Here is a 25,941-nt window from a genome sequence, read left to right on the forward strand (position 1 = left end):
AATTCAGCGACTTTTTATTATTTGAATTCTACTGTGAATAAATAAACGTAAGGGTTGCTCGAAATAAGCTCTTTAACAACTTCTCCGTCATCGGTTGAAAGCGGAGCAACTCGTATGCCACTGCCATCGTCACCAAATAAAGCAGCAACTGGATATGGTTTATTCATTTTCACTTTTTGTTTTTTCTCTAATCCAGTAAAGGAATAGCCGTTCATTTTCTTTGGCTTTTCCGCTTCTATCCCTAGGTTTGTATCGTTGCTTCCCACATTAAACATTACTTTGTGAGTATCATCATCGATTTTATATGTAATAGCAAACATGTCAAATTCTTTTGAAACAGTCAACCCTCCTGAAAATAAAGGTTGTTTGGCTTTTCCCTTTTCATAATAAGTAGCTTTTACATAAGCTTCTTTTGCGCCGTTAGGAGCTTTAACATCATATGCAATGATATTGCTTTTGTAGTCTAAATTTGTCACGGCTAACATTTTTTCTTCATGTTTTGAGTAATGATGAGGCTTGATAGAGGCACTTGCTGTCAATTTTGATGCCAATGAGGTTTGCGACATAAAAAATATAACAAGCACTGCAATAAAGATGGCGCTTAGTAATGCTATCAATCGTTTGGTCATAGCGATTCCCCCTTTGTATGTATATATTACCATATTATGTATGTTTTATATATACATTTTAACTTAATTATAATTATATTATGTAAACTAAAATCATTTTTTTCCACTTATAGAGATGAACAAATCCGGCATACTACAATTGTAACAAAGTTATTTTGAGGAGGAAGATACAATGGCATGGAATAAACCGAATCCAGACGATCGCAGTGATAACGTTGAAAAATTACAAACAATGGTGCAAAATACAATGAAAAACATTGAAGAAGCAGAAGAAGCTGCTGCATGCAGCACTGAAGAAGAACGTCAGCGCATTCAGCAAAAAAATCACAATCGCGAAGTAAGCATTGAAGCAATGCGCAGCGAAATAAAAGATGAATCAGAAGCTCGTCAAAATGGTTACGAAGGTACGATTTAATAAGTAAAACAGCGACAATAAGCAGCTAAAAATAAACGGTTTTAGCTGCTTTCTTTCTATATTTTTTTAGTAAGGTGAATAATAATATAAACTAGCGAAGAGGTTTATGTAGGTGAAAAAGCACGTGAAAAAGAAAATAGTAAGGATTTTGGTCAGTTTACTTGTCGTTTTGATTATTGTGGGCTCTTATCACACGCATAAGCCCTTGCCTAAAGGAGTTTCATACGAAAGTAAGCCTCACAAAGTAGAAGATGTATTTCTTTTATCGGACCTAACGTATCAAGACCAACAGACGTCGGTTTCCGAACAACATATTTTTCAAGCAGTTACGAATGCGATTGATGACGCAAAAGCTTTTATTATTATGGATATGTTTCTATTTAATGGCTACTATAACCAAGGTGAAACGTTTCCTCACCTTAGTGATACACTTGCAAGTAAGCTGATTGAAAAGAAACGAAAACATCCTACTATCGAAATCGTCTTTATTACAGATGAAATCAATACAACCTACGGCTCACATGATTCAAAGTGGTTAGATTCACTGCGGCTAAACGGAATCAAAGTGGTGCAAACCAATTTATCTAAGCTCAGAGACTCCATTCCACTATATTCTTCAGTGTGGAGAACTTTTGTTCAGTGGTTTGGTGAAAAAGGAACTGGATGGATCACGAATCCTTTCGGAAATAATGCGCCTAACGTGACGGCCCGTGCTTATTTTAAGTTGTTAAATGTAAAAGCTAATCACAGAAAAGTAGTAGCAACCGATCAAAGCGTTATTATCTCCTCTGCCAATCCTCATGATGCAAGCTTTTATAATTCCAACATGGCCTTTGAAGTAAAAGGGAATATCATTGGAGATGTTGTAAAAAGCGAACAAGCCGTGTCTGATTTTTCTTACGGAGGAGATTTACCTCGGTATAAGAAGAAAGAAAAAGAAAAGGGAGACCTCTATGTTCAGCTGTTAACAGAAGGCAAAATTTATAAGCACGTATTACATGATTTACGTCATGCTAAAAAAGGCGACGATGTGTGGCTTGGCATGTTTTATCTTGGAGATCGAGACGTAATAAAGGCGCTTTTGAAAGCTTCCGAACAAGGGGCAAACGTACGATTAATTTTAGACCCTAATGAAAATGCGTTCGGAAGAAAAAAGTTCGGACTGCCTAACCGTCCAGTCGCAGCAGAACTTGTGAAAAAATCTAAAGGCGATATTAAAGTTCGCTGGTATCATACGGGAAAAGAGCAGTATCATCCCAAAACTTTATTTATTCGAAACAAAAGAAAGGCAATGATTATTGCAGGAGCAGCAAATTTCACAAAACGAAATTTGGATGATTTGAACTTAGAAACGGATATTAAAGTATCAGGACCTCCTAACAAAAAGGTTATGACGGAACTAAACGCTTATTTTGACCGCCTATGGACAAATAAAGACTACACATACACACTTCCTTATAAAAGGTATGAAAATAAGATGACGAGGCTGGAAACACTGATATATCGTATTCAAGATGCGCTTAGTCTTACAACATATTGAGTAATAACCAAACTAGTAGGAGTATATTCTCCTTATATGGTAAGATAAAACAGGAACAGTGCAAGAGGAGGTAGAATCATGCTAGTATCGAAGAAAGAAATCGAAGTGCGCTATGCAGAAACCGATCAGATGGGCGTTGTGTATCATGCTAACTATTTAGTATGGATGGAAATAGGCCGAACACAGTTTATCAGTGATTTAGGTTTTAGCTATGCACAAATGGAAAGAGACGGTGTGCTGTCGCCAGTTATTGATATACAGGCATCATATAAAAAGCCGCTTCATTATGGCGAGACAGCTGTGGTACATACTTGGGTTGAGAACTATGACGGTCTACGCGTTGTGTACGGATACGAAATTTTTAATTCAGATGAAGAACTTGCGTTAACAGGAACATCGTCACACGTATGTGTAAAAAAAGAAAACTTTAAGCCTATTTCGATTCGCCGTAATTATCCGGAATGGCATAAAGCCTATGAAGACGCCAAAAAGCAGGGTTAAGCGTAAGAATAAAAAGCATCGATAAATCGATGCTTTTTATTCTTACGCTTCGTAATGAAAGTCAGGTTCTTTTGTTTCTTCATTATAATTTACGGTCAAATCATGACCATCAAAGTACCAAAGGTCTTCATCTTCTACGAAAAATGTTAAACCGTCAACTTTTGTTTCAACGCCAACGTTTTTAGGAGAATCTGTGTTTACACCTAAAGAAAAACCTTTTTGAACGTTGCTGCATCCGCCGTAGCGAACAAAAAAGCGAATTGTTTCGTTTCCTTCTAGCATCATTTCGTCTTTGTACCACGTAGCTGCTGCTTCTGTTACTGTTAATTTCATTAATTATGCTCCTTCCAATACTGCGGATACATTTATTATAGTAGAAAGATAGATAAATTACCAATATATACGAATCCAGCTAGGAAGGAATAAGATAAAATAAAATAAAACGATTTAATATAGAGGCGAATGCTTCATTTCTATATTAAATCGTTTCATTCTTTCATTTAAAATCATATTGTTTTCCAATGGTTTCCCAGCAGTGAACGCAGTAGCGGCTTCCTTCTAGCTGTGAATCCATTTTCTTATTACGTTTGCAAATGGGGCATTTTTTCTTCACATTATTCACCTCCTTATTTTAGTATCAGTATAACTAATAAACAAGAAATGTATTCGCTTACAAAGTGGTTATAAAAAAAGAAATAAGAGGAAGAGCCTCTTATTTCTTTTTACCTGATAAAAATGTGACTTTCGGTTCTGTTTTGTTAAGAATTCGCGTAATGTTTGCGCGGTGTCTGTAAATGACAAAGGCTACAATTACACCAATAATCATAATAAGCATGTAGTCTTGTTTAAATAGCGTGTAGATAAAGGTTAATACCCCAGTAACCATTGATGACAGTGATACATACTTCGTTATGTATAAGCAGATAAAAAAACATAATAGCACGAAAACAAATAAAAGAGGTTCATAACATAAAATCACTCCGGCGGATGTGGCAACAGCTTTCCCGCCTTTAAATTTCGCGAAAATAGGAAAAATATGACCAATGACAGCAAATAAACCAATGAAGAGAATGTTTTGATTTGTATCAAATAAAAGCGGTAAAGAAGCTGCTAGGGTGCCTTTTAGAATGTCTCCAAGTGTAACGATAATTCCGGCTTTTACACCCAATGTACGAAATGAGTTGGTGCCGCCTAAATTGCCACTTCCATGCTCTCGTATATCGATGCCGTATCCTAGTTTTCCAACAACTAGTCCAAAAGGAATAGAGCCCAAGATATAGGCAAGAATAGGTAATAAATAATTCATGTTTGAAAGCTCCTTTATTTCTATATCGTTTCTATTTTACCATGAGATACTTAAAAAAACATAGTTAGTTTTGGGTGAGAGCCAATTATTTTTAAAAAAGAAGACGTTTACAAAAATAGAGAAAACGGGTACTATATGCAGGAAATCAACTGTAAATCGCGAATGTTGTTCAGTACATATTATATAGCTAAGAGAGGTAATAGACATGTCCATTAAAATTCCTTCCCGTCAAGAGCTTGGTAAAATATTAAAAAAAAGCAAGCGCATTGCTGTAGTAGGTTTATCAGATAATCCTCATCGAACGTCTTATATGGTTTCAGAAGCCATGCAGCAGCAAGGTTACGAGATAATTCCGGTGAACCCAACAATCAACTCAGCGCTCGGCGTAAAAGCCGTATCTTCATTAAAAGAAATTGAAGGGCATATTGATATCGTTAATGTATTTCGTCGCTCTGAGCATTTGCTTGAAGTTGCAGAAGAGTTTTTAGAAGTAGATGCAGACGTATTTTGGGCACAATCTGGTTTAATTAATGAAGAAGCATATGACCTGCTCGCTAAAAAAGGGTATACTGTAGTTATGGATCGTTGTATAAAAGTCGAGCATGCTTTAACAAAGTAAGATCTATAAGCAGAACAACCAACCCATGCACACTGCTTGCATGGGTTTCACCATGCGTTGAAATAGTAAGAGAGTTTCCGCTACAATAGACGTTAGACAGCTAGCTTTATAAGGCTTATAATCCATGAATACACAAGATATTGCTTTTATAATACGGAAATTTGTGCTAAAATCTTGTAAGTACGCAAAAATAGAAACATACGTTCTGTTGATGCGAACACTATAAAATTAAAAGATAGGATACATGATCATTTATTCTTAGACACGAAGCGCAAACGTTTGTGTTTCATACATAATGTAGTAATGTTCGTTGTGATGAAAGGGGTAGTATGAATGGCTCGGAAACAACAATTTAATTATAATGAAGATGCAATTCAAGTACTAGAAGGATTAGATGCCGTTCGTAAACGTCCTGGTATGTATATTGGAAGTACGGATACACGAGGTCTGCATCATTTAGTATATGAAATCGTCGACAACTCTGTCGATGAAGCTCTAGCAGGCTACGGAGAAGAAATTATTGTAACCATTCACAAAGATAATTCAATTTCTGTACAAGATAAAGGTCGAGGTATGCCAACTGGCATGCATAAACTAGGAAAACCAACGCCTGAAGTTATTTTAACCATCTTGCATGCAGGAGGTAAATTCGGACAGGGTGGATATAAAACAAGCGGAGGCTTACACGGAGTAGGTGCATCTGTTGTAAATGCGCTGTCTGAATGGTTGACTGTAACTATTCATAGAGATGGATTTATTTATGAACAGCGTTTTGAAAATGGAGGAAAGCCGGTTACGACGCTAGAAAAAATAGGGAAAACAAAAAAAACGGGAACAACGATTCATTTCAAACCGGATGCCACGATTTTTTCAACAACCGTGTACAATTATGATACGCTTTGTGAACGGCTCCGCGAATCGGCTTTTCTGTTAAAAGGATTCAAAATAGAGTTAATCGATAAAAGGCATGATCGTCAAGATATCTTTCATTATGAAACAGGTATTCAAGCCTTCGTTTCATATTTAAATGAAGAAAAAGATTCACTTCATCCAGTCGTCTTTTTTGAAGGGATTCATCATAATATTGAAGTTGAATTTGCGTTTCAATTTAACGATGGTTATTCTGAAACCATTTTATCATTTGTTAATAATGTTCGTACCAAAGACGGGGGAACGCATGAGTCCGGTGCAAAAAGCGCTATGACGCGTGCGTTTAATGAATACGCCCGTAAAGTAAGCCTGCTAAAAGAAAAAGACAAAAACTTAGAAGGAACGGATATACGAGAAGGATTAGGAGCCATCGTTTCCGTTAGAATACCTGAAGAGTTGCTTCAGTTTGAAGGACAAACCAAAGGAAAGTTAGGTACAAGTGAAGCTCGTTCGTCGGTAGATGCAGTTATTTCTGAAAAACTTGCCTATTTCCTAGAAGAAAATCCAGACGTAAGCTCTCTTCTTGTAAAAAAAGCAATCAAAGCTGCTCAAGCGCGTGAAGCGGCACGTAAGGCGAGAGAAGACGCAAGAAACGGGAAAAAACGAAAGCGTCAAGAAACCGTTCTAAGCGGGAAGTTGACGCCTGCGCAATCAAGAAATCCTCAGCGAAACGAACTGTACCTAGTCGAAGGGGATTCCGCCGGAGGTTCAGCAAAACAAGGAAGGGATCGCCGCTTTCAAGCTGTGCTGCCGCTGCGAGGGAAAGTTATCAATACCGAAAAAGCCAAGCTTCAAGATATTTTTAAAAACGAAGAAATTAGTACGATCATTCACGCGATAGGCGGAGGAGTAGGCGCAGATTTTACAATCGATGATATTAACTACGATAAAATAGTCATCATGACCGATGCGGATACGGATGGGGCTCATATTCAAGTGCTTCTTCTAACGTTTTTCTACCGCTATATGAAACCGCTTGTGGAAGCAGGAAAAGTATTTATTGCTCTTCCACCGCTCTACAAAGTAAGTAAAGGGTCAGGTAAAAAAGAAGTGGTTGAATATTCATGGAGTGACGAAGAGTTGCAAGGTGCTATCGATAAGGTAGGAAGAGGGTATATGATTCAACGCTATAAAGGTCTCGGTGAAATGAACGCAGATCAGCTTTGGGAAACAACAATGAACCCAGAGACGCGTACGCTGATTCGTGTTCGTATTGATGATGCTGCTCGCGCTGATCGTCGTGTGACCACTTTGATGGGCGATAAAGTAGAACCACGCAGAAAATGGATTGAAAGCAACGTAGCGTTTGGATTAGAAGAAGATCCAAATATTTTAGATAATGAAAATGTATTAACGGTCGCAGAGGAGGACGTACAATGACACAAACAGAACGCTTTTTAGATTTACCTCTTGAGGATGTACTAGGCGACCGTTTTGGTCGATACAGTAAATATATTATTCAAGAGCGTGCACTGCCGGATGCAAGAGACGGGTTAAAACCCGTTCAGCGTCGTATTTTATATGCAATGCACGTAGATGGAAATACAGCAGAAAAAGGGTTTCGTAAGTCAGCCAAAACTGTAGGAAACGTAATTGGTAACTATCACCCTCATGGTGATTCATCTGTATATGATGCCATGGTTCGAATGAGTCAAGAATGGAAAGTTAGAAATGTATTAATCGAAATGCACGGAAACAACGGAAGTATTGATGGAGATCCCCCAGCAGCAATGCGTTATACAGAAGCTCGCCTTTCATCGATTGCTGCAGAACTTCTACGAGATATTGACAAACAAACGGTTGAGTTTGTGTCTAACTTCGATGATACAAGCAGCGAACCAACTGTGTTACCAGCTATGTTTCCTAACTTGCTAGTGAATGGATCCACGGGTATTTCAGCTGGTTATGCTACAGAACTTCCTCCTCATCATTTAGGTGAAGTAATTGACGCAACGATCATGCGAATTGATAAACCAACGTGTACAATTGAAGAATTAATGACGGCTATCCAAGGTCCTGATTTTCCTACAGGGGGAATCATTCAAGGTGTAGACGGGATTAAGAAAGCCTACGAGACAGGTAAAGGGAAAATTATTATTCGCGGAAAAACGGAAGTGGAGTCCATTCGCGGCGGAAAACAGCAAATTGTCATTACGGAAATTCCGTTTGAAGTAAACAAAGCCAACCTTGTGAAGAAAATGGATGAGCTTCGTTTAGATAAAAAAGTGGAAGGTATTGCTGAAGTTCGCGATGAAACGGATCGTACGGGTCTGCGCATCGTAGTAGAATTAAAAAAAGACGCAAATGCTCAAGGAGTACTTCACTTCCTTTATAAAAATACGGATCTGCAAGTACCGTATAATTTTAACATGGTTGCCATTGCTAAAAAGCGACCAAAGCTTATGAGTTTGGCTAACATTCTTGATGCTTATATTGATCATCAAAAAGAAGTAGTAACAAATCGTTCTAAATACGAACTGCAAAAAGCACGTGAACGTGAACATATTGTAGCGGGATTGATTAAGGCACTGTCGATTTTAGATGAAGTTATTGCGACGATTAGAGCTTCTAAAGATAAGCGCGACGCTAAAAATAATTTAATTGGCAAATATGAATTTACAGAACCTCAAGCAGAAGCGATTGTGTCGCTTCAATTATACCGTTTGACAAACACGGACATTACAGCTCTACAAGCAGAAGCTGAAGAGCTAGGTGCTAAAATTAACGAGTTAGAAGAAATCTTACATAGCGAGAAAAAACTTTTTAATGTAATCAAAAAAGAATTACGCCGTGTAAAAAAGCAATACAGTACAGAACGCCGCTCAAAAATTGAAGCGGAAATCGAAGAGATTAAAATTAATCTAGAAGTGATGGTTCCATCTGAAGAAGTGATGGTAACAGTCACAAAAGACGGATATGTAAAACGAACAAGTCTTCGTTCTTACGCCGCGTCTAACGGGCAAGACTTCGGTATGAAAGATACGGATCGAATTTTAGCGAAGTATGAAATTAATACAACCGAAACGCTGCTCATCTTCACAAACAAAGGGAATTATTTATATATGCCAGTGCACGAACTTCCTGATATCAGGTGGAAAGACATGGGTCAGCATATCATGAACATTGTTCCAATTGATAAAGAAGAGCAGATTGTACGAGCGATACCGGTAAAAGAATTTAAAGAAAATCAGTATCTGCTTTTCTTTACGAAAAATGGTATGGTCAAAAAATCAGAATTACTTCAATATAAAGCACAGCGCTACTCCAAAGCTCTTGTCGCTCTTAATTTAAAAGGCGATGATGAAGTAGTCGATGTATATCAAACGGATGGTAAAAAACAAGTGTTTATTGCCACTCGCTCTGGCTACGGACTGCGTTTCCGGGAAGAAGAAATTAATATTGTAGGAACTCGCGCTTCTGGTTTAAAAGGAATTAACTTAAAAGACGATGATTATGTTGTAAGCGGCGTTATCTTCGATGAAGATGAAGCTCTATCAACTGAATTATTTATCGCCACGCAGCGAGGAGCTGTGAAAAAGACAAAAATTGCTGAGTTTGAAGAATCAGCACGAGCAAAACGAGGGCTAGTGATGGTCCGAGAACTAAAATCTAATCCGCATCAAATTGCAAAAGTAAAAGTAATCTCTAAAGAACATTACATGATAGTGGAATCATCTAAAGGTCAAATCGAGCAGGTTGATCCATCTACAATGCGAGCTAGTGACCGATATAGCAACGGTTCATTCGTATTGGACCAAAGCGAAGCTGGCAATTTAGTTGATATGTGGCTGGAAGAAAAATAACAAAAAAAAGTAGTAAAGTTTTTAAAGCTTTACTACTTTTTTTACCCAATATTTTTAAAATGAACTATGTTCTAAATAAACAATATAAAATGATTTTCCTACTCCTCATTCCAAATGAACATCATGCATCTCCTACACAAGCCTATAAGAAACTTTTGAATGTTCAAATTGTCCAAAACATATATATATAAGAACATCTAGGAGGTGTTATATATGAACTATTTTATTCACGTAACTCCTAAGACTAAACTTTTTGTTCGGGATATTGGAAAAGGGGAACCCGTTCTTTTCCTTCACGGGTGGCCTGTTAATGCTAAAATGTACGAATACCAATTTACAACGCTGCCGGCCTGCGGTATTCGGTGTATTGCTCCTGATCTTCGAGGATTTGGAAAATCAGATGCGCCTTTCACCGGCTATTCTTACAATCAATTAGCGGATGATATTCGTATGTTAGTAGAAAAATTAGGACTTAAAAATTATACGCTAGTAGGCTTTTCTATGGGGGGAGCCATTGCCATTCGATATATGAGTAGACACTTAGGATATGGCGTGAAGAAGTTAATTTTATTAGGGGCAGCGGCTCCAAGCTTTATTCAAAAAACTGATTTTCCATACGGACTTCCTTCTGAAGAAGTAAATACAATTATTCAAAATACGTATAGAGATCGTCCTAACATGCTTGAAGACTTTGGGAAAAAATTTTTTAATCAGCCTGCCAGCGCAGCTTTTAGAGGATGGTTTCAAGATTTAGGTTTAGAGGCATCTGGCCATGGAACGATTAAAACTGCGGTGTCTTTACGAGACGAAGACTTACGGGAAGATTTGAGTCAAATTTTCGCTGAGACATATATATTACACGGAAAAAAAGATCAAATTTGTCCATTTGATCTTGCAAAAGTAATGAATCGCCACATTTCATTTTCTACACTGATCCCATTTGAAAATAGTGGACACGGTCTTTTTTATGATGAACGTGAGAAAGTAAACGACACCCTTATTGAACTCATCAATAAAAGCTCAGCCGATAAGTAAGGATACACATTTAAAACCGAATTGGCAGCCAAATAAAAAAAGTAAAAAACCAGCACCTAACGTAATGAGGCGAAAAAGCTTAGGCGTGATAAATTTTCTTGTAAAATGAATGCTGCCCGCAATATTTAAATTCCAAAGAATGATGCCAAAAATAATAAAGAAGCTATGAAAAAAGACGGATAGCCACGTTTGACTTTGAAGACTTTCGCTTAAGCTTGATCCAAATACACCGAACCAAAACACAATATTTAAAGGGTTCATAAGAGCAATAAAAAAACCTGTAAAAAACGACTTATCTTTTTTAGCAGAGGGGTTATTTACATCTACTGAAAAGGAACGAGAGACAGCTTGTTTCATACTTTGAAAGCCAACAAATGTGAGCATGACAAAACCCGTTGCATACAGGACAACCGTAACAGCCTGCATCTGAACAAAAGGGGTTAACCCTATTAAAATGAGAAGCATAAATAAGATATCGGCTGTCATTCCTCCTAAACCAACTAGCCAAGAAGCCCAAAATCCTTTTGTCAGACCTCTTTTAATCATCTCTATATTAATTGGGCCTACCGGTGCTGCGAGACTAATACCTAGAATTATTTGTTTTATAGCAATCAAAAACCACTCCACAAACACAGCCTCCTTTCTAACTTGTCCAATAGTAGCTTATATATATATAGATTAGAATTTTATAATTTAGAAGCGAGATTTAGTTAAAAATACTCATAAACTTTCTTTTTTTTAATACACATGTAACGTTGAGTTCCATAAGGAGGGTTTTAATGGTATCAAAAATGCTTTTTCGAGCTAATGAGATTTTAGAGTCAACGCACGTCCCGTTCTGGGGGAAAGATGCTTTTCAATATTTCCAAAGCGATATATTATCAGAAGAAAATCCATTTCCCTGTATATTAGGGGTAGAAGGCTTTAAAAAAGATTTACTGCGTTTTTCATTTGTGACGACTCCTTATAACTATCAAGATATTAAACATGCAGCGGCGGCACTTAGAGAATACATAGATACATTTAAGACCATAGGTCGCTATACATCCTTTGTGTTATTCTTTAAGCCTGAACATAAAGAACGGTCAATGGAAGAGTACGAAACGATGTTTTGGGATACGCTGACGTTTCTTCATCAAATTGATCAAAAGAAATGGCCGCAAGATATTCCGAAAGACCCAAAAGATGCATTATGGGAATTTTGTTTTCACGGAGAACCTATTTTTGTCGTCTGTAATACGCCTGCTCATTCTCTACGTAAAAGCCGTAAGAGCAGAGGATTTATGATTACATTTCAGCCGCGGTGGGTGTTTGAAGGTATGACAGGAGATTCAAAAATAGGGAAGCATGTACAAAAAGTCGTCCGCGATTGGTTAAAAACATATGATGACGTATCAGCTCACCCTGAGTTAGGCTGGTATGGACAGCAGGAAAACAGAGAGTGGAAACAATATTTTTTACACGATGATAATAACCATACTACCGGACAGTGTCCATTTAAATTAAAAAGGAGTGAGCAGCATGGACGTAAAAAAAGCCTCTATTAAAAAAGGAGTTGGCGGAAAGTTTGAAGAAGTAATTAAAGAGCTGCTTCCGGCGTATACTGGATACGTTGAAGTACAGCACGATATTGCTTTTCAAACACATCCGTCTCATACGCATCCAACTGATGAAATTCTTCATATCCTTGAAGGATCTATTTACTTTACAGTTGAACGTGATACGGTTCTATGTCAGGCCGGAGATCGGATACATTTACCGAAACAAACGGTTCATTCTTCAAAAGCCGGTCCTGATGGATGCACATACGTTATTTCCATTTTAAAATAAAGACGAAAGAAGATGATGCTTATGCTACGTTCCCGGCCAGTGTTGCTACTTATCGATGTACAAGAAGGGTTTTATTCACCCCAGTGGGGAGAAAGAAACAATTTAGATGCAGAAAAGAATATGCTGACGCTACTGCAAGCATGGAGGCGCCAAGACTATCCTGTCATTCACGTGCAGCATGCATCAGAAAATCCAGATTCTCCTTTACACCCAAGCTCGAAGGGGTTTCAGTTTAAAGAAGGATTTGGTCCACAAGAAGATGAATACTTAATTCGCAAGCACGTGAACAGCTGCTTCATTGGAACAGAGCTAGATAGCTATTTAAAAGCAAATGGCTATGATACGCTCATTTTAATAGGACTAACTACTAATCACTGCGTCTCTACGACTGCCCGCATGGCTGGGAATTTAGGGTACAGGACGTACGTTGTAAACGATGCAACGGCTTGCTTTGATTGTATGTCCTACGATGGAAAAACCAGACTTCCTGCAGAAGATGTACATACATTCGCACTGTCTTCTTTGCACGGAGAGTTTGCAACGGTCATTTCTACAAAAGAGACTCTTCAAGTCCTTCAAACCTTTCAATATGCCCAAAACCAATAACCGATGTGCATGCGCACATCGTTTTTTTATGTAGATTATGTTTATTAAAAGAAGTAAAATAAAGATAATTCTATACTATAAGGAGTTTGTACATATGATCATTCGTTATGCTAAAGAAGAAGATTTACCTATGCTTGTTGAAATTTATAATCAGTCCGTTCAAACAAGTGCTGCTACTTTTGACTTAACGCCTGTAACAGTAGAACAAAGAAGGGGCTGGTTTAATAATCATATTAGCAATGAACTCTTTCCGCTTATTGTCGCGGAAAAAGATGGAGTAGTAGCGGGCTATGCTTCGCTTTCTTCTTATCGAGATAAAGAAGCGTACATTCAAACGGTAGAGCTATCGATTTATATTGATAAAAATCAGCAGGGGTATGGCATTGGAAAACAGCTTATGAAGCGGATTTTGGAATTGGCTAAAGAACTCAACCATCACGTTGTCATTTCAGGGATTACAAAAGGGAATGATATCAGTATCAAAATGCATGAGCAATTTAATTTTACATTTTGCGGAGAATTTAAAGAAGTAGGCTGGAAATTCGATCAGTGGCAAGATGTGCTTTTTTATCAGCTTATTTTATAAGATGTATGACACCTTTACACATTGTAACGTTTTAGTTTCATGTGTAAAGGTTATTAAAATAATAAGTCATTTTATTATTTTAATACGAAAGGTGTTAGCTATCATGAATACACATTTTCAATATCAGCATATAAGAGCTATTCCAAAAAGATGGTCCAAAAAAGAACTGCATATCCAGCTGAATAGAATCAAACACAATTCTGAACTATCTACTATAACAGCAGATCCGCTTTTTCACCTGTTACAATGTACTCGTTCGGGCCTTCAAACTAAGCAAGAAATCATAGACTACATCCAAACCATTCCTAATCACCAACTTCCATCTTTTGCAACTCGTTTAAGCAGGTTAATTCAGCGTATTTATTATATCGAAGCTGCTGATTACTATAACCGTCCCCTCAAAGGTTATATGCTTGTTATGAAAAACCAACCCGCTTATATATCTCTTCATTTTGCCGATCAGCTCATATAAAAAAAGCTCTCTATTCTTTTGAATAGAGAGCTTTTTTTATTCGTATTTTTTCACTGTTACTTGACATTCTTTTAACGGGATAAGCTTCGACTTTTTCGTCCATTTGTATCCTAACCAAACAATTAAGAATAAAGGAAGTCCGATATAAGAAACAAGTACACCGTACCAGTCAATCGAGTCACCCATAAACGCCGAATAGTTTTGGCCTAAAATAACAACGGCACATAAAATAAAGGCAAAGATAGGGCCAAATGGGAAAAGTTTTGCATGATATGGAAGTTCACTCAAATCATGACCTTGAGCAACAAATGCTCTTCTAAAACGATAGTGGCTGATCGCAATTCCTAACCAAGCAATAAAACCAGACATACCAGAAGCATTAAGTAACCACGTATATACCGCACCGTCTCCAAAAAATGAAGCACCAAATGCAAGTGTACCGACAAGTGCCGTTGCGATTAAGGCATTAACTGGAACGCCTCGTTTATTCACTTTTGCTAAGAACCTTGGTGCTTTTCCATCTTTCGCTAAGTTCCACAGCATACGCGTAGAAGCATACATACCTGAGTTACCAGCAGATAAAACAGCTGTTAAAATAACGGCATTAATCGCTGATGCTGCAAACGCCAGACCTGCTCGTTCGAATATTAAAGTAAACGGACTTACTCTCACGTCATCACTTGCTAATGAATTCGCTGTGTATGGAATAAGCATTCCAATAACAAAAATAGCTAAAATATAAAATAACAAGATGCGCCAGAAGACTTGTTTAACTGCGCGAGGAACCGTTTTTTCCGGATCTTCACTTTCTCCAGCTGCGACTCCAAGCAACTCTGTTCCTTGGAATGAAAAACCAGCTGCCATAAATATACCTAGTACAGTGAAGAATCCACCGTGAATCGGTCCATCACCAAGCGTGAAGTTTTTGAAACCTGGTGCTTCATTGTTAAAGATACCAAAAATCATCATAATACCAATAACTAAAAAGATAATAACCGTTACTACTTTAATTAACGAAAACCAAAATTCAGATTCACCAAATCCTTTTACAGAAAGGTAGTTAAGCCCAAACATAATTAATAAAAACAGGGCACTCCATAAAATAGAAGAAGAGTTCGGGAACCAAAATTTCATAATAAGGGCTCCAGCGGATAATTCAGCTGCAATCGTAATAGCCCAGTTATACCAGTAGTTCCAGCCGAGAGCGAAACCAAAGGATGGATCTACAAAACGAGACGCATACGTACTAAATGAACCAGCTTCAGGCATATAAGCTGCGAGCTCTGCTAGGCTGGTCATCAAAAAGTAAACCATTACGCCAATAATAGCGTAAGCTAAAAGCGCTCCCCCAGGTCCTGCTGTGTGAATTGCTCCACCACTTGCTAGGAATAAGCCGGTTCCGATGGCTCCTCCTAATGAAATCATCGTTAAGTGGCGAGATTTCAACCCACGTTTTAATTCTTGCTGCTCTTGCATAGATAAATACTCCTTTCGAATGTACGGAAAGAGACGGGATAACATAAAAAAAGCCCGCAGTATATGTGCGCGCTTTTAAATCTGAAAACCGCGTCAACCTTCCGTGAAGATAGCTCTTCACATCACTCGCATGATGTGACAGTTCTGTTCCTGTTCGGAGACAGCCCCAGCTTAAATCAACCGAGAAGTGATTTAAACTTCGGCAATTTTTCCTTTCAAGCAACATCCTCAATGTTCTCTGCATTTCCGTTACTTTACTATTAAAAACTGCGACCTCTACCTCATCGATTAGGATGAGGGTTTTTTATATTCAATTGACATAAAAGAAGTATAACAAATACTAAAACGATTGTCATTATAAAAAATAGATTCAGAAAATAGAAACATCTTTGAAATCTCTCGAATCTATTTTGTTACGTATGGTATAATAAACATTGTCTTTATACTACATAAATATCCAAACGTACCACAGGGGGAGCCGCCGTGCTGAGAGTGAACGAAATGTTCAGACCCTTAGAACCTGTTAGTTAACGCTAGCGTAGGAATGTGGGAATAGTAGCATATAGTTGCTTACTCCTGTGTAAACCGTTTGATATGAATGATTCAAAAACAGGAGTGAGAAACGTGAATAAAGCATTACCTTTACAGGCTAAAATTGAAATAGCTATTTTTGCAGCATTGGCACTTCTACTTGACCTTTTGCCTTCCATTAAGATTGCAACGGCTGTAAGTATTTCGTTCTCCATGGTGCCCATTTTTATTATGTGCTTTCGCTGGGGAGTAAAAGGCGGGGCTCTATCTGGTCTATTATGGGGGCTTTTGCAGTTAGCGACAGGAACGGCTTATATTTTAACAGCGCTACAAACATTTATTGAATATATTGTGGCTTTTGCTTTTATAGGTTTTGGAGGTATTTTTTCACAATCTATTAAAACAAATTTAGCTACCAATAACAGATCAAAAGCTTTTGTTTTGATTGTTTTATCCCTTATTATCGGAAGCTTCGCACGTTATTTCTGGCACTTTATTGCTGGTATTATTTTCTGGGGATCGTACGCACCAAAAGGTATGTCCGCTCTGTGGTATTCTTTTTCAATGAACGGTGTTTCAATGGTAGGGTCACTAATAGCCTGCTTAGTCATTCTTTCATTGTTAATTCCATCGGCATCAAGAATGATTGTAACTAAATCACATTCATCATAAGAAAAAAGACTAAATCTACCAAGATTTAGTCTTTTTTTTCATTTGTCACCTTTGTTTACACAAAAGTGTGTCAGGTTTGATAACATAGTTAGTGAAATATTCAAAAAACTGTTTTATGATAGTCAACATATTCAAACGAGATAAGGGATTGATAGCATGCTACAGAAATGGATCACGAGCATAGGTTTAGATATTGGAACAAGCACAACAAAACTGATTGTAAGCAAGCTGTTAATAGCAAATCAACAAAATCAGTTTACGCTGCCAGGCTGTCAAATTATTGATCGTCGCGTAACGTATGCAAGTTCTATCTATACCACACCTATGGTAAACGAGGTTGAAATCGATGTTCAACGATTAACGGTACTACTAGAACAAGAGTACAAGAATGCAGAAATCTCCTTAGATCAAGTGGAGGCGGGCGCTGTGATCATCACAGGAGAAACTGCTAGAAAGCAAAATGCAGAGAGTATCGTTCACTATCTAGCCGAACATGCTGGAGATTTCGTTGTTGCAACAGCCGGTGCTGATTTGGAAGGAATATTGGCGGCAAAAGGATCAGGAGCAATCCAACATTCCGCTGAAACAAATGCAGTAATTGCCAATATTGATGTAGGAGGAGGCACTGCTAACATCGCCTTATGTCAAAATGGAAAAGTGATAGAAACATTTACCCTGCATGTAGGCGGGAGATTAATTCGGCTGAATTCAGACGGTTTTGTAACCTACATTTCACCTTATTTAACTGAATTTTTAAAAAATAATTCTTTAATACTGCGAGAAGGTGAAAAAGCAACATTTGAAAAACTCTCGTCTATCTGTCAATTACTAGCTGAAGAAACCGTGAATTATGTAAAAGCGCTGAAGCAAAATTCCACGCTGCTCGTTTCTCCTCATACAAGATCTTCTATCCAACCAGAAACAATCATGATTTCAGGAGGAGTAGGGGCAATGATGGAGAAGCAGAAGCCAAAAACAGTGAGGAAAGTCGCTGTACATGGAGACATTGGTCCTCTGCTAGCGTATCAGTTTCAATCCATACACGTATCTCAAGCCGCTGAAACAACGCGCGCTACTGTCATTGGGGCCGGCATGCAAAATACAGAAGTTAGCGGATCAACCGTATACATTAAATCAAAGCGGCTGCCGCTAAAAAATATTCCGATTATAGAGATACCCGTACAGCAAGAGGAGGAGTGGAATCCGCAGCTGTTTCAAGAAAGAGCTCGAACGGCATGCATGCAGGCTTCAACTGTTTTCAGCGCAGAAGATCCTCCCGTTGCTATTGCTTTATCTCATTTCCCTTACTGCAGCTATATAATGCTGCAAGAATTAGCAAAAGTAATAAGCGCTGAATTTGGTGCTTGTTTTAAAGGAGCTAAGTGCCTCGTTGTTTTATGCGAGCAGGATATTGCTAAAGCTTTAGGACAAGCACTAGCCAAACAGGAGAAAGAATTAGAAATTATTTGTTTAGATCAAATTGACTTTACCCACGGAGATTATATCGATCTAGGGTTACCCGTAGCTGGAGAGGCAATCTCTGTTTCGATTAAAACACTCGCTTTTTCATCATAATCAACTGAACATACAAGGAGGAAAAGATGTTTAAAACTACCCGGTTGTTAGGAGAAACATTTTCATTTTATAGCTTGAAAGAAATTATGGCCAAAGCAAACGAAGAACGTTCTGGAGATCAGCTCGCACGAGTTAGCGCTGAGTCAATGAAAGAACGAATGGCAGCCAAACAAGTGCTAGCTGATATCACACTTGCTGATATTCGAAATTACCCGCTGCTAAGCGCAGATGAAGACAACGTCTCGGCATTAATCGAAAGTCAGGTTGATTCATCGGTTTACGACATTATTAAAAATTGGACAGTAGGGGAGTTAAGAGAATACATCTTATCTGATGAGCATACCGGAGAAGACCTTCTTGCGCTTAGCAAAGGATTAAACAGCGAAATGATTGCGGCAGCTACTAAAATTATGTCCAATTTAGATTTAATTCAAGGAGCTGCCAAGATAGAAGTGCAAACTACTTGTCAAACGACTATCGGTCAAAAAGGCGTATTGGCTTCAAGAGCCCAGCCTAATCATCCTTCAGATAACTTAAAAGGAATGAGAGCATCTCTCTACGAAGCGTTAAGCTATGGAATTGGAGATGCGGTTATCGGAATTAACCCTGTTATTGATACAACGGATAATATCTACGCGCTTTTAAATGAAACAAAAAATATAATCAACGAATGGTCGATTCCTACTCAAAACTGTGTATTATCACATGTGACGAGCCAAATGAGAGCAATCGAAAAAGGAGCAGCTGCTGACTTGATTTTCCAAAGTTTAGCAGGCACAGAAGCCGGTAATGATTCATTTGGGATTTCACTGTCTATGCTCGATGAAGCGACAGCGTTAATTCATGAAAAAGGGACAGCAAAAGGTCCGAACCGCTGGTATTTTGAAACAGGACAAGGTTCTGAACTGTCAGCAGAAGCCCACTATAATATTGATCAAGTAACGCTCGAAGCTAGATGCTATGGCTTAGCTCGCCACTACAAGCCTTTCTTAGTTAACACGGTTGTTGGATTTATTGGACCTGAATATTTATATAACAGCAAACAAGTCCTGCGAGCTGGGTTAGAAGATCACTTTATGGGCAAAATGCACGGCTTGCCTATGGGAGTAGACGTATGTTACACCAATCACATGGATGCTGATCAAAACGATATGGATAATTTAAGTATGCTTCTAGGAACAGCTGGGGTGAACTTTGTAATAGGAGTGCCCATGGCTGATGACTGCATGCTAAACTATCAGTCTCTTAGTTATCATGATATCGCAACCGTGCGCAATGTACTCGGCCGTACCCCAACTCCGTTATTTCAAAAATGGCTTGAAGATCAGCGTATTATGGAAAACGGACGCTTCACATCAAGAGCTGGAGACCCAACTATTTTTATGAATTTGATTTAAGGAAGGTGCTTACTATGATACCAAAGTCAAATCGCGATCCGCTTGAAACACTGAAACGATTTACCCCTGCCCGCATAGGTGTTGGCCGTACGGGAACAAGGCCGCTAACAAAAGACGTTTTATCTTTTCGCACAGATCATGCCGCAGCCGTAGACTCTGTATACGGCTCAGTTTCAGAAGATATTCTATCTGAGTTTAACCTTTTTTCTGTGAATACACGCGCGGAGTCAAAAGAACATTATTTAAAACGGCCGGATCAAGGGAGGTTATTAGCAGATGGCGCTAAGAAAGAGATTTTAAAAAACTGCGTGCCACAGCCTGATGTACAAGTAGTGGTATCAGATGGACTGAGCGCTAAGGCAATTGAAGAAAACATGAGCGACGTGCATCCTGCTTTAATTGATTCACTGGAGTCATATGGACTTCGTATCGGGACTTCGTTTTTTGTAAAAGGAGGACGAGTTGCATGTATGGATGAAATTGGTGAAATCATAAAGCCAAAAGCACTTGTGCTATTGATTGGAGAGCGACCTGGGCTGGTCAGTGCTGAATCCATGAGTGCTTACATGTGCTATGAACCTAGCAAAGGCAAAAAAGAGTCTGATCGTATGGTTATTTCTAATATTCATAAAAGAGGAACGCCTCCTATTGAGGCAGCCGCACATATCGGTACCATGATTGACAAAATGATTAAGCAGCAAACAAGCGGTGTACATCTTATTGTCTAAACATCAAAAGGAGGAGAACGTATGGCGTTACAAAAACAATTAAAACCTATTCATTTATGGGCTATTTCAGTTGGTATGGTTATTTCAGGACAATACTTTGGGTGGAACTACGGGTTTGAACAAGGCGGGATTATCGGGCTTGCAATTGCAACCTTAATTGTAACGGTGTTTTACACAACGTTTATGTTCAGCTATGCAGAGCTTTCAACATCTATCCCGCAAGCTGGTGGACCTTCAGCTTATGCAAGAAGAGCACTTGGACCTTTTGGCGGATATATCGCCGGAATTGCATGCTTGCTTGAATTTATTTTTGCTCCTCCTGCTATTGCGGTATCAACAGGAGCATACCTGCACTTTCTTGTCCCAGCCGTTAACCCTGTATATGCAACGGTAGGTGCCTTTATTTTCTTTGTTTTACTAAATTTAATCGGGGTAAAAGAAGTAGCGGTGATTGAGCTTACAGCTACCATTGTTGCACTAATTGGTTTATCTATTTTTTATGTAGCTGGTTTGCCTCATGTACAAACATCAAATATTTTCAACGCTCATTCATTTATTAACGGGCCAACAGGGGTACTAGCGGCTATTCCATTCGCTGTTTGGTTCTATCTTGCAATAGAAGGCGGAGCAATGGCAGCGGAAGAAGTGGAAAACCCTAAGAAAAACATTCCTAAAGGATTTATTGGAGCGATTATTACTCTTGCAACCGCAACGTTGTTTACGCTATTTGTAACAGCAGGACTTGGCGGAGGAAGCGGGAAGCTAGCCGATTATCCACTTCCGCAGGCACTGTCTTCTGTATATGGAAACGGCATTTCAACCGTTGTTGCTATTATCGGGCTATTCGGATTGATTGCTAGTTTAAATGGAATCATCATGGGATTTTCAAGACAAACCTATGCGCTTGCACGAGATGGTTACTTCCCTAAATTTCTTGCTAAAACGAATAAAAAAGGAGTTCCTGTCGGCGGTTTGTTGATTCCGGGAGCAATCGGTGTGATTTGTGCTGGATCTGCCACGTTTGCCAATGCCCTTATTATCTTATCTGTATTCGGAGCAATGATGATGTACTGCATCAGTTTAGTTTCTCTTTTTATTTTACGCAAAAAAGAACCTAACTTGTCTCGTCCTTTTAAAGTAAATTACCCGGTAGTGCCAAGCGTTGCTTTAGTATTAGGGATTCTGTGCTTATACAGCATTATAAAATACAGTGTGCTTACAACAAGTTTAATGCTGTTTGGTGTTTCTCTACCTTTAATGTATGTGATTCTTGGCATTTTCCTTCTTTCAATTATTTACTATGTTTTTTATGGTTCAAGACAGCTTAAAAAAGAGGCATCCAATTCATATCAAGAAGCATCTATTAAATAAGAAGAAAAACGGCTGCTGTAAAGGCAAGCCGTTTTTCTTGTGAAATTAAAGGGTTGAGCGTTTTTTTGTAGAATGATATACTAGGTCTGTTTGTTGGAAGAATATACATACATTTATATTAGATAAAGAAGGGGCAATTATGATGAACAAACGTAATACAATCATTATCACGGTTGTTTCATCTATTCTGTTATCAGCCTGTCAGCAAGAAGAGACAATAAAAGACGGAAATACAATGATAGTAGAAAAAGATGCAAAAAAAGTACTAAATGAACCAAAAACACAGGTAGAAAGCATTCAATCAATTGATTTGAATAAAGAAGCAATGAGCGGAAAATTTATCACAGCCTGGATGACTGATTACTTTTCAGCGTTTGGAAAAGCAGTTGATGACAACTCTTTTAATGATCTAAAAGCTTTTTTGAAAGCGGACAGTTCTTTTTATAAAGAGCAGAACCTTCTTGTTGAAAATTTCACACGACAAGGCATCGAGCAGAAGAAGCAAACGTTTCATATTGTCAATTGGTATGAAGAACCTAACCATGTGTTCAAAATACAAACCCACGAGGAAAGCTTATTAAAACAGCCCGGCAAAGATCCTTACAGCAAAGTTTGCGACCGCCTTTATACAGCTGTTTACCAAAACGATACGTTAAAGCTATCGAGTGTAGAACCATTCGACTTTTCATCTAAACCAAATACACACACTGAAACTCCCACTACACAAACAACAGATTTACACGACTACGATGGAAAATGGACCACTGGCAATGATAACGGATCTCCTATCATTCAATTTCTTGCTACATCCAACTCGGAAGCGACGATTAAAATAAATTCGTACCAGCCACCTAGCAAAATCCGCGTGTCAACCGTTGAACAAAAAAATATTCGCTTTGAAAATAACCAAGCCGCCATTGAATATGAAAATGATGGGCAAGGAAATAAAGGAACCATTGTCATTACGCTTAAAGAAAACTCCATTTCGTTACTTGCTAAAACAGTTCAACATAAAAAGGCAAAATGGGGAATTCCAAGCGGTGATTACGTACTCGATACGTTCGAAAATTAAAGATCCTTTTAAGAATAGACTAAATTCGGCATTGAGGAGGACACCTTATGCATAAAAAATGGACGATTGCATTCGTTCTACTGCTGCTAATGGTTTTGACGGCCTGTGAAGAAAAAGAAACAGTTAAGTTATCCAAACCAACCGAACCTTCCTCAGATGAAGTGATTCCAAAAAATCAAGCTAAGTCATCTATCAAGCCTGATCTTGTATCAGAAAAAAAAGCAGAAAAAACTGCAGTTGAGACGATGAATAAAATTTCAAGCACCTATAAAGAATTAGGTGAAGAGTATGAATGGGATAATGAATCTAACCCTGCTGATTATGAAACGTTAAAAAAAGCGCTAACGCCATATGCAACATCATCTTTAATTGCAACAAAGTTAAAAAGTATCTCCACTAACTATTACTGTAAAGAATGTAATATGAGCTTTTTCCCTGATGTTAATCATCTTATTCGATTTGAACTTATTAACAATCACGCCGGGCAATTTTCGGTGTCAGCCATTGAACCAATTAGTAAAGAAGGAAGCGGCGGACTGACCATTTACATGAATTTTAAATACGTTAATAAGCAATGGAAGTTAAATGAATGGGATGAAGTTACCTATCATCAAAAATACCTCAACATTACGGCTGATGAATATATGGAATACGTGAAGTCAATTAATCCTTCTAGTGATATTTCATACCAAGGCGAAACAACCCGCACAAATGAAAAAGGGGAAAAGGAAGAAATCATGGTTTTCAAAGAGAACCATACAAAGTATGCCATCAGCAAAAACAGCTCTCAGCGAATCGACGACTTTAAAGAAGATGAAAAAGAAAAAGAAGAGAAGGAAGAAAAAGAGTTTAATTTAAAAAATATCCCAAAAGTTGATCAAGAAACAGCAGATATTTTTATTGAACATTATTTGCGAGATTTAACAAAGTCCATTAACACAAATAAATTCGAACACGTACAGCCTTATATCCAGCGTGACAGTGTTTTGTGGAATGATCAAAAGCAGCTTGTGAAAATGCTGTATGAAAGAGACATTCGAGAAGAACTCGTTGATTATTCGGTATTAGACGTTGAACCTGTGAGTGAAAAAGAAGATGATGATGAAACGGTCTATACAATCCAAACAAAAGAAGTTATTTCCATTACAACGAACGGTCAAAGTCAAGAAAAAGAGTATTACCGAACGTATACCGTTTCTTACAGCAACAAACAGTTGTATCTGACAAAAATTGAATCACTTTAAAAAACATCACGCTTTGCGTGATGTTTTTATGTATACACAATTTGTGTAATTCCTATCATGATAGATTTTAACGTTCCACCATAAAAAGCAAATCTTTAGAAAGAGCATTTTAAAAAATACTTTACTACACTAACGCAAGATAACTCTTTCTTATCAAGCGTTCATATGATAAAGTAGAGTAATAAGCAGAAAATAGAATTTATTTTACATATAATGGATGTTTTTATTAAAATCTTAAAAAAACGGCTTTCTAAATTGAGTTTTGAGAGGTTTTTGAAAAATTTTAATGGTATTTGTTGCGAATGAATAAAAACTCGTTATATTTAATTCTGGTTCGTTTAAAAAGTATATCTTCGTTTTTTATAATTAGGAGGGGTAAAATGGAAGAATTTGAATTGTCGCCTGCGAAAAATTCGTTTCGCCAGCTAAAAGAGCAGTGGGAAGAGGCAGAGCTGTTAGATGAAGATAACAACTTGAATTTAAAGCACGTTTCAGATGAAGAATTTATTCAGCTCTTTTTTTCAATGCGTATTATTAAAAAATCACTTTCTCCTCATACGATCAGATCTTACAATCAAGACATGAAAACGATTCTGTCTTTTTTCTACGAACGAGAGATTACATTAAAATCGATTGGATTTATGGAAGTCAAATTATTTAATGAAGAAATGATAAATCAATATGCCAATCGCACTGCTGCAAGAAAACTAGAATTTTTTAGAAGAATGCTAGAGTTTGGACACGCTACTCATTTTTATCCTTCGCTGTATACGACGTGGATTGAAAAACCATCTATCTCAAAAGGACATTACAGTGATAAGGAAAAACAAAATCGTACCGAATACCGAGAGCTAACCGATCGCGAAGCACAGGTGATTGTAAATGCGTTAGAATCCGTCGTGCGCATTCGCCAGCATGAAAAGGAATTCAAAGCGCGCAATCGCTTAATGGGAATGCTTTTGTATATGAGTGGAATGCGTTCAAGTGAACTGCTAAGTTTAAATTGGGGAAGCTTCCGCGAAGACCGCCGCGGAAATTTGGTTGTAGATGTGATTGGTAAAGGAAAAAAAGAACGCACTATTCCCGTGTTTGATGATGTGAAAGACACGCTTTTCACTTATCGGCAAGCGTTAAATGAAAGCGCCGAACTAAGTCCTTTTGACACTGAACCGCTTTTTTACTCCATTAAAGAGTATTATTGTACCGGCGAAAAAAAGCGATTATCCTATACAACGTTGTATCGAACGATTAAATCAGCTGTTTATAAAGTAAAAGGAAACGCGTCTATTTCTCCTCATTGGTTTCGTCATACCTTTATTACAAATAGTTTAGCTAATGACGTTCCGCTTGCGGTTGTGAAACAAGTAGTAGGGCATTCTTCTATTGCTACAACGAACGTTTATCTTGAAAAACTTCAAGAGGATACGGTATACGACGCGTTTCGAAAGTCGGGCTATCGCTAATCACTTATAATATTTTTATGTAAACTAAAAAATATATATTTTCATTTTTACTGCTTATGCGTATGAAATAAGTTGTATAAATGAATAAGTTACTTTTCCTACAATATAATGGTAGAAAGTCGATAAAGGAGGGAGCTACC

General features: G+C 37.9%; 25 protein-coding genes and 2 riboswitches. Of the genes, 20 read left to right on the top strand and 5 right to left on the bottom strand.

Annotated features, from left to right (window positions below; translation table 11 throughout):
* Window positions 1-17 precede the first annotated feature (17 nt).
* Window positions 18-629, bottom strand: a complete 612-nt coding sequence (locus ACXAE4_RS15050; protein WP_028413160.1) for a hypothetical protein — start codon at window positions 627-629, stop codon at window positions 18-20.
* Between the two features lie 172 nt (window positions 630-801).
* Between ACXAE4_RS15050 and tlp the strand changes: the two genes are divergently transcribed.
* The 3 genes from tlp (at window position 802) to ACXAE4_RS15065 (ending at window position 3,085) form a co-directional block, all read left to right on the top strand.
* The gene (gene tlp, locus ACXAE4_RS15055; RefSeq protein WP_013057249.1) at window positions 802-1,044 is read left to right on the top strand and encodes a small acid-soluble spore protein Tlp; all 243 of its coding nucleotides are present in this window, start codon (window positions 802-804) and stop codon (window positions 1,042-1,044) included.
* 112 nt (window positions 1,045-1,156) lie between these two features.
* Window positions 1,157-2,584, top strand: coding sequence for a phospholipase D family protein (locus ACXAE4_RS15060; protein ID WP_098113033.1), 1,428 nt, complete (start codon window positions 1,157-1,159; stop codon window positions 2,582-2,584).
* A gap of 78 nt (window positions 2,585-2,662) precedes the next feature.
* A complete protein-coding gene (locus ACXAE4_RS15065; protein ID WP_048019239.1) occupies window positions 2,663-3,085 on the top strand; it encodes an acyl-CoA thioesterase in 423 nt (140 codons plus the stop codon).
* 42 nt (window positions 3,086-3,127) lie between these two features.
* Here the strand turns inward: ACXAE4_RS15065 and ACXAE4_RS15070 are convergent, their stop codons facing one another.
* Both ACXAE4_RS15070 and plsY read right to left on the bottom strand, forming a co-directional pair.
* A complete protein-coding gene (locus tag ACXAE4_RS15070) occupies window positions 3,128-3,418 on the bottom strand; it encodes a HesB/YadR/YfhF family protein (protein ID WP_013057245.1) in 291 nt (96 codons plus the stop codon).
* Window positions 3,419-3,797: 379 nt separating this feature from the next.
* Window positions 3,798-4,391 (bottom strand): glycerol-3-phosphate 1-O-acyltransferase PlsY, encoded by a 594-nt coding sequence (gene plsY / locus ACXAE4_RS15075; RefSeq protein ID WP_014459891.1) that lies wholly within the window; start codon window positions 4,389-4,391, stop codon window positions 3,798-3,800.
* Between the two features lie 205 nt (window positions 4,392-4,596).
* On the opposite strand from plsY, the gene ACXAE4_RS15080 reads away from it, so the two are divergent.
* The 4 genes from ACXAE4_RS15080 (at window position 4,597) to ACXAE4_RS15095 (ending at window position 10,778) form a co-directional block, all read left to right on the top strand.
* Window positions 4,597-5,010 carry a CoA-binding protein gene (locus ACXAE4_RS15080; RefSeq protein ID WP_013057242.1) on the top strand — a complete coding sequence of 138 codons (414 nt, stop codon included), beginning with the start codon at window positions 4,597-4,599 and terminating at the stop codon, window positions 5,008-5,010.
* Window positions 5,011-5,343: 333 nt separating this feature from the next.
* Window positions 5,344-7,320, top strand: a complete 1,977-nt coding sequence (gene parE, locus ACXAE4_RS15085) for a DNA topoisomerase IV subunit B (RefSeq protein WP_028413163.1) — start codon at window positions 5,344-5,346, stop codon at window positions 7,318-7,320.
* The gene (gene parC / locus ACXAE4_RS15090) at window positions 7,317-9,743 is read left to right on the top strand and encodes a DNA topoisomerase IV subunit A (protein ID WP_289578954.1); all 2,427 of its coding nucleotides are present in this window, start codon (window positions 7,317-7,319) and stop codon (window positions 9,741-9,743) included. The genes parE and parC overlap by 4 nt, the downstream gene beginning before the upstream one ends.
* 213 nt (window positions 9,744-9,956) lie before the next feature.
* Window positions 9,957-10,778, top strand: coding sequence for an alpha/beta fold hydrolase (locus tag ACXAE4_RS15095; RefSeq protein WP_098999381.1), 822 nt, complete (start codon window positions 9,957-9,959; stop codon window positions 10,776-10,778).
* On the opposite strand, the gene ACXAE4_RS15100 is transcribed toward ACXAE4_RS15095, so the two are convergent.
* Window positions 10,764-11,405: a LysE family transporter gene (locus ACXAE4_RS15100; protein WP_063247899.1), complete on the bottom strand. Its 642-nt coding sequence runs from the start codon at window positions 11,403-11,405 to the stop codon at window positions 10,764-10,766. The genes ACXAE4_RS15095 and ACXAE4_RS15100 overlap by 15 nt on opposite strands.
* Window positions 11,406-11,557: 152 nt before the next feature.
* On the opposite strand from ACXAE4_RS15100, the gene ACXAE4_RS15105 reads away from it, so the two are divergent.
* From ACXAE4_RS15105 to ACXAE4_RS15125, 5 genes are all read left to right on the top strand, one after another.
* Window positions 11,558-12,325, top strand: coding sequence for a YqcI/YcgG family protein (locus ACXAE4_RS15105; protein WP_475236316.1), 768 nt, complete (start codon window positions 11,558-11,560; stop codon window positions 12,323-12,325).
* On the top strand, window positions 12,300-12,608 hold the full coding sequence (locus ACXAE4_RS15110) for a cupin domain-containing protein (RefSeq protein WP_013057236.1): 309 nt from the start codon (window positions 12,300-12,302) through the stop codon (window positions 12,606-12,608). The genes ACXAE4_RS15105 and ACXAE4_RS15110 overlap by 26 nt, the downstream gene beginning before the upstream one ends.
* Window positions 12,609-12,629: 21 nt before the next feature.
* Window positions 12,630-13,214 (top strand): cysteine hydrolase family protein, encoded by a 585-nt coding sequence (locus ACXAE4_RS15115; protein ID WP_098113185.1) that lies wholly within the window; start codon window positions 12,630-12,632, stop codon window positions 13,212-13,214.
* A 94-nt stretch (window positions 13,215-13,308) separates the two neighbouring features.
* Entirely contained in the window at window positions 13,309-13,800 is a 492-nt protein-coding gene (locus tag ACXAE4_RS15120; RefSeq protein ID WP_014459898.1) for a GNAT family N-acetyltransferase, read from the top strand.
* Between the two features lie 103 nt (window positions 13,801-13,903).
* Complete coding sequence (locus tag ACXAE4_RS15125; protein ID WP_289578953.1) at window positions 13,904-14,272, top strand: hypothetical protein; 369 nt, start codon at window positions 13,904-13,906, stop codon at window positions 14,270-14,272.
* 36 nt (window positions 14,273-14,308) lie between these two features.
* Here the strand turns inward: ACXAE4_RS15125 and ACXAE4_RS15130 are convergent, their stop codons facing one another.
* Window positions 14,309-15,748: an amino acid permease gene (locus ACXAE4_RS15130; protein WP_047750873.1), complete on the bottom strand. Its 1,440-nt coding sequence runs from the start codon at window positions 15,746-15,748 to the stop codon at window positions 14,309-14,311.
* 102 nt (window positions 15,749-15,850) lie between these two features.
* A riboswitch (Lysine riboswitch) is annotated at window positions 15,851-16,035 on the bottom strand.
* A 174-nt stretch (window positions 16,036-16,209) separates the two neighbouring features.
* A riboswitch (TPP riboswitch) is annotated at window positions 16,210-16,310 on the top strand.
* Between the two features lie 32 nt (window positions 16,311-16,342).
* On the opposite strand from ACXAE4_RS15130, the gene thiT reads away from it, so the two are divergent.
* The 8 genes from thiT to ACXAE4_RS15170 all read left to right on the top strand — a co-directional run bounded on the left by thiT (window position 16,343) and on the right by ACXAE4_RS15170 (window position 25,801).
* The gene (gene thiT, locus ACXAE4_RS15135; protein ID WP_098113183.1) at window positions 16,343-16,951 is read left to right on the top strand and encodes an energy-coupled thiamine transporter ThiT; all 609 of its coding nucleotides are present in this window, start codon (window positions 16,343-16,345) and stop codon (window positions 16,949-16,951) included.
* 156 nt (window positions 16,952-17,107) lie between these two features.
* Window positions 17,108-18,526 (top strand): ethanolamine ammonia-lyase reactivating factor EutA, encoded by a 1,419-nt coding sequence (locus ACXAE4_RS15140; RefSeq protein ID WP_098113029.1) that lies wholly within the window; start codon window positions 17,108-17,110, stop codon window positions 18,524-18,526.
* Between the two features lie 26 nt (window positions 18,527-18,552).
* Window positions 18,553-19,923 (top strand): ethanolamine ammonia-lyase subunit EutB, encoded by a 1,371-nt coding sequence (locus tag ACXAE4_RS15145; protein ID WP_098113028.1) that lies wholly within the window; start codon window positions 18,553-18,555, stop codon window positions 19,921-19,923.
* A gap of 14 nt (window positions 19,924-19,937) precedes the next feature.
* Complete coding sequence (gene eutC, locus ACXAE4_RS15150) at window positions 19,938-20,651, top strand: ethanolamine ammonia-lyase subunit EutC (protein ID WP_289578952.1); 714 nt, start codon at window positions 19,938-19,940, stop codon at window positions 20,649-20,651.
* Window positions 20,652-20,672: 21 nt separating this feature from the next.
* A complete protein-coding gene (eat, locus tag ACXAE4_RS15155; RefSeq protein ID WP_028413174.1) occupies window positions 20,673-22,022 on the top strand; it encodes an ethanolamine permease in 1,350 nt (449 codons plus the stop codon).
* A gap of 142 nt (window positions 22,023-22,164) precedes the next feature.
* Window positions 22,165-23,094 (top strand): TcaA NTF2-like domain-containing protein, encoded by a 930-nt coding sequence (locus ACXAE4_RS15160; protein ID WP_223546630.1) that lies wholly within the window; start codon window positions 22,165-22,167, stop codon window positions 23,092-23,094.
* A 47-nt stretch (window positions 23,095-23,141) separates the two neighbouring features.
* Window positions 23,142-24,338 carry a TcaA NTF2-like domain-containing protein gene (locus tag ACXAE4_RS15165; RefSeq protein WP_028413176.1) on the top strand — a complete coding sequence of 399 codons (1,197 nt, stop codon included), beginning with the start codon at window positions 23,142-23,144 and terminating at the stop codon, window positions 24,336-24,338.
* A 380-nt stretch (window positions 24,339-24,718) separates the two neighbouring features.
* On the top strand, window positions 24,719-25,801 hold the full coding sequence (locus tag ACXAE4_RS15170; protein WP_289578951.1) for a tyrosine-type recombinase/integrase: 1,083 nt from the start codon (window positions 24,719-24,721) through the stop codon (window positions 25,799-25,801).
* The last annotated feature ends 140 nt before the right edge of the window (window positions 25,802-25,941 follow it).

It is taken from the genome of Priestia sp. ABM2_011 (assembly GCF_056158845.1).

Excerpts from the sequence above, each read along its gene's own strand:
- parC (WP_289578954.1), top strand. The coding sequence starts at position 7,317 with ATGACACAAACAGAACGCTTTTTAGATTTACCTCTTGAGGATGTACTA.
- plsY (WP_014459891.1), bottom strand. The coding sequence starts at position 4,391 with ATGAATTATTTATTACCTATTCTTGCCTATATCTTGGGCTCTATTCCT.
- ACXAE4_RS15070 (WP_013057245.1), bottom strand. The coding sequence starts at position 3,418 with ATGAAATTAACAGTAACAGAAGCAGCAGCTACGTGGTACAAAGACGAA.
- ACXAE4_RS15065 (WP_048019239.1), top strand. The coding sequence starts at position 2,663 with ATGCTAGTATCGAAGAAAGAAATCGAAGTGCGCTATGCAGAAACCGAT.
- ACXAE4_RS15120 (WP_014459898.1), top strand. The coding sequence starts at position 13,309 with ATGATCATTCGTTATGCTAAAGAAGAAGATTTACCTATGCTTGTTGAA.
- ACXAE4_RS15170 (WP_289578951.1), top strand. The coding sequence starts at position 24,719 with ATGGAAGAATTTGAATTGTCGCCTGCGAAAAATTCGTTTCGCCAGCTA.
- parE (WP_028413163.1), top strand. The coding sequence starts at position 5,344 with ATGGCTCGGAAACAACAATTTAATTATAATGAAGATGCAATTCAAGTA.
- ACXAE4_RS15110 (WP_013057236.1), top strand. The coding sequence starts at position 12,300 with ATGGACGTAAAAAAAGCCTCTATTAAAAAAGGAGTTGGCGGAAAGTTT.
- tlp (WP_013057249.1), top strand. The coding sequence starts at position 802 with ATGGCATGGAATAAACCGAATCCAGACGATCGCAGTGATAACGTTGAA.
- ACXAE4_RS15125 (WP_289578953.1), top strand. The coding sequence starts at position 13,904 with ATGAATACACATTTTCAATATCAGCATATAAGAGCTATTCCAAAAAGA.
- ACXAE4_RS15165 (WP_028413176.1), top strand. The coding sequence starts at position 23,142 with ATGCATAAAAAATGGACGATTGCATTCGTTCTACTGCTGCTAATGGTT.
- eutC (WP_289578952.1), top strand. The coding sequence starts at position 19,938 with ATGATACCAAAGTCAAATCGCGATCCGCTTGAAACACTGAAACGATTT.
- ACXAE4_RS15130 (WP_047750873.1), bottom strand. The coding sequence starts at position 15,748 with ATGCAAGAGCAGCAAGAATTAAAACGTGGGTTGAAATCTCGCCACTTA.
- ACXAE4_RS15145 (WP_098113028.1), top strand. The coding sequence starts at position 18,553 with ATGTTTAAAACTACCCGGTTGTTAGGAGAAACATTTTCATTTTATAGC.
- ACXAE4_RS15140 (WP_098113029.1), top strand. The coding sequence starts at position 17,108 with ATGCTACAGAAATGGATCACGAGCATAGGTTTAGATATTGGAACAAGC.
- eat (WP_028413174.1), top strand. The coding sequence starts at position 20,673 with ATGGCGTTACAAAAACAATTAAAACCTATTCATTTATGGGCTATTTCA.
- ACXAE4_RS15050 (WP_028413160.1), bottom strand. The coding sequence starts at position 629 with ATGACCAAACGATTGATAGCATTACTAAGCGCCATCTTTATTGCAGTG.
- ACXAE4_RS15115 (WP_098113185.1), top strand. The coding sequence starts at position 12,630 with ATGCTACGTTCCCGGCCAGTGTTGCTACTTATCGATGTACAAGAAGGG.
- ACXAE4_RS15095 (WP_098999381.1), top strand. The coding sequence starts at position 9,957 with ATGAACTATTTTATTCACGTAACTCCTAAGACTAAACTTTTTGTTCGG.
- ACXAE4_RS15160 (WP_223546630.1), top strand. The coding sequence starts at position 22,165 with ATGAACAAACGTAATACAATCATTATCACGGTTGTTTCATCTATTCTG.
- ACXAE4_RS15105 (WP_475236316.1), top strand. The coding sequence starts at position 11,558 with ATGGTATCAAAAATGCTTTTTCGAGCTAATGAGATTTTAGAGTCAACG.
- thiT (WP_098113183.1), top strand. The coding sequence starts at position 16,343 with ATGAATGATTCAAAAACAGGAGTGAGAAACGTGAATAAAGCATTACCT.
- ACXAE4_RS15080 (WP_013057242.1), top strand. The coding sequence starts at position 4,597 with ATGTCCATTAAAATTCCTTCCCGTCAAGAGCTTGGTAAAATATTAAAA.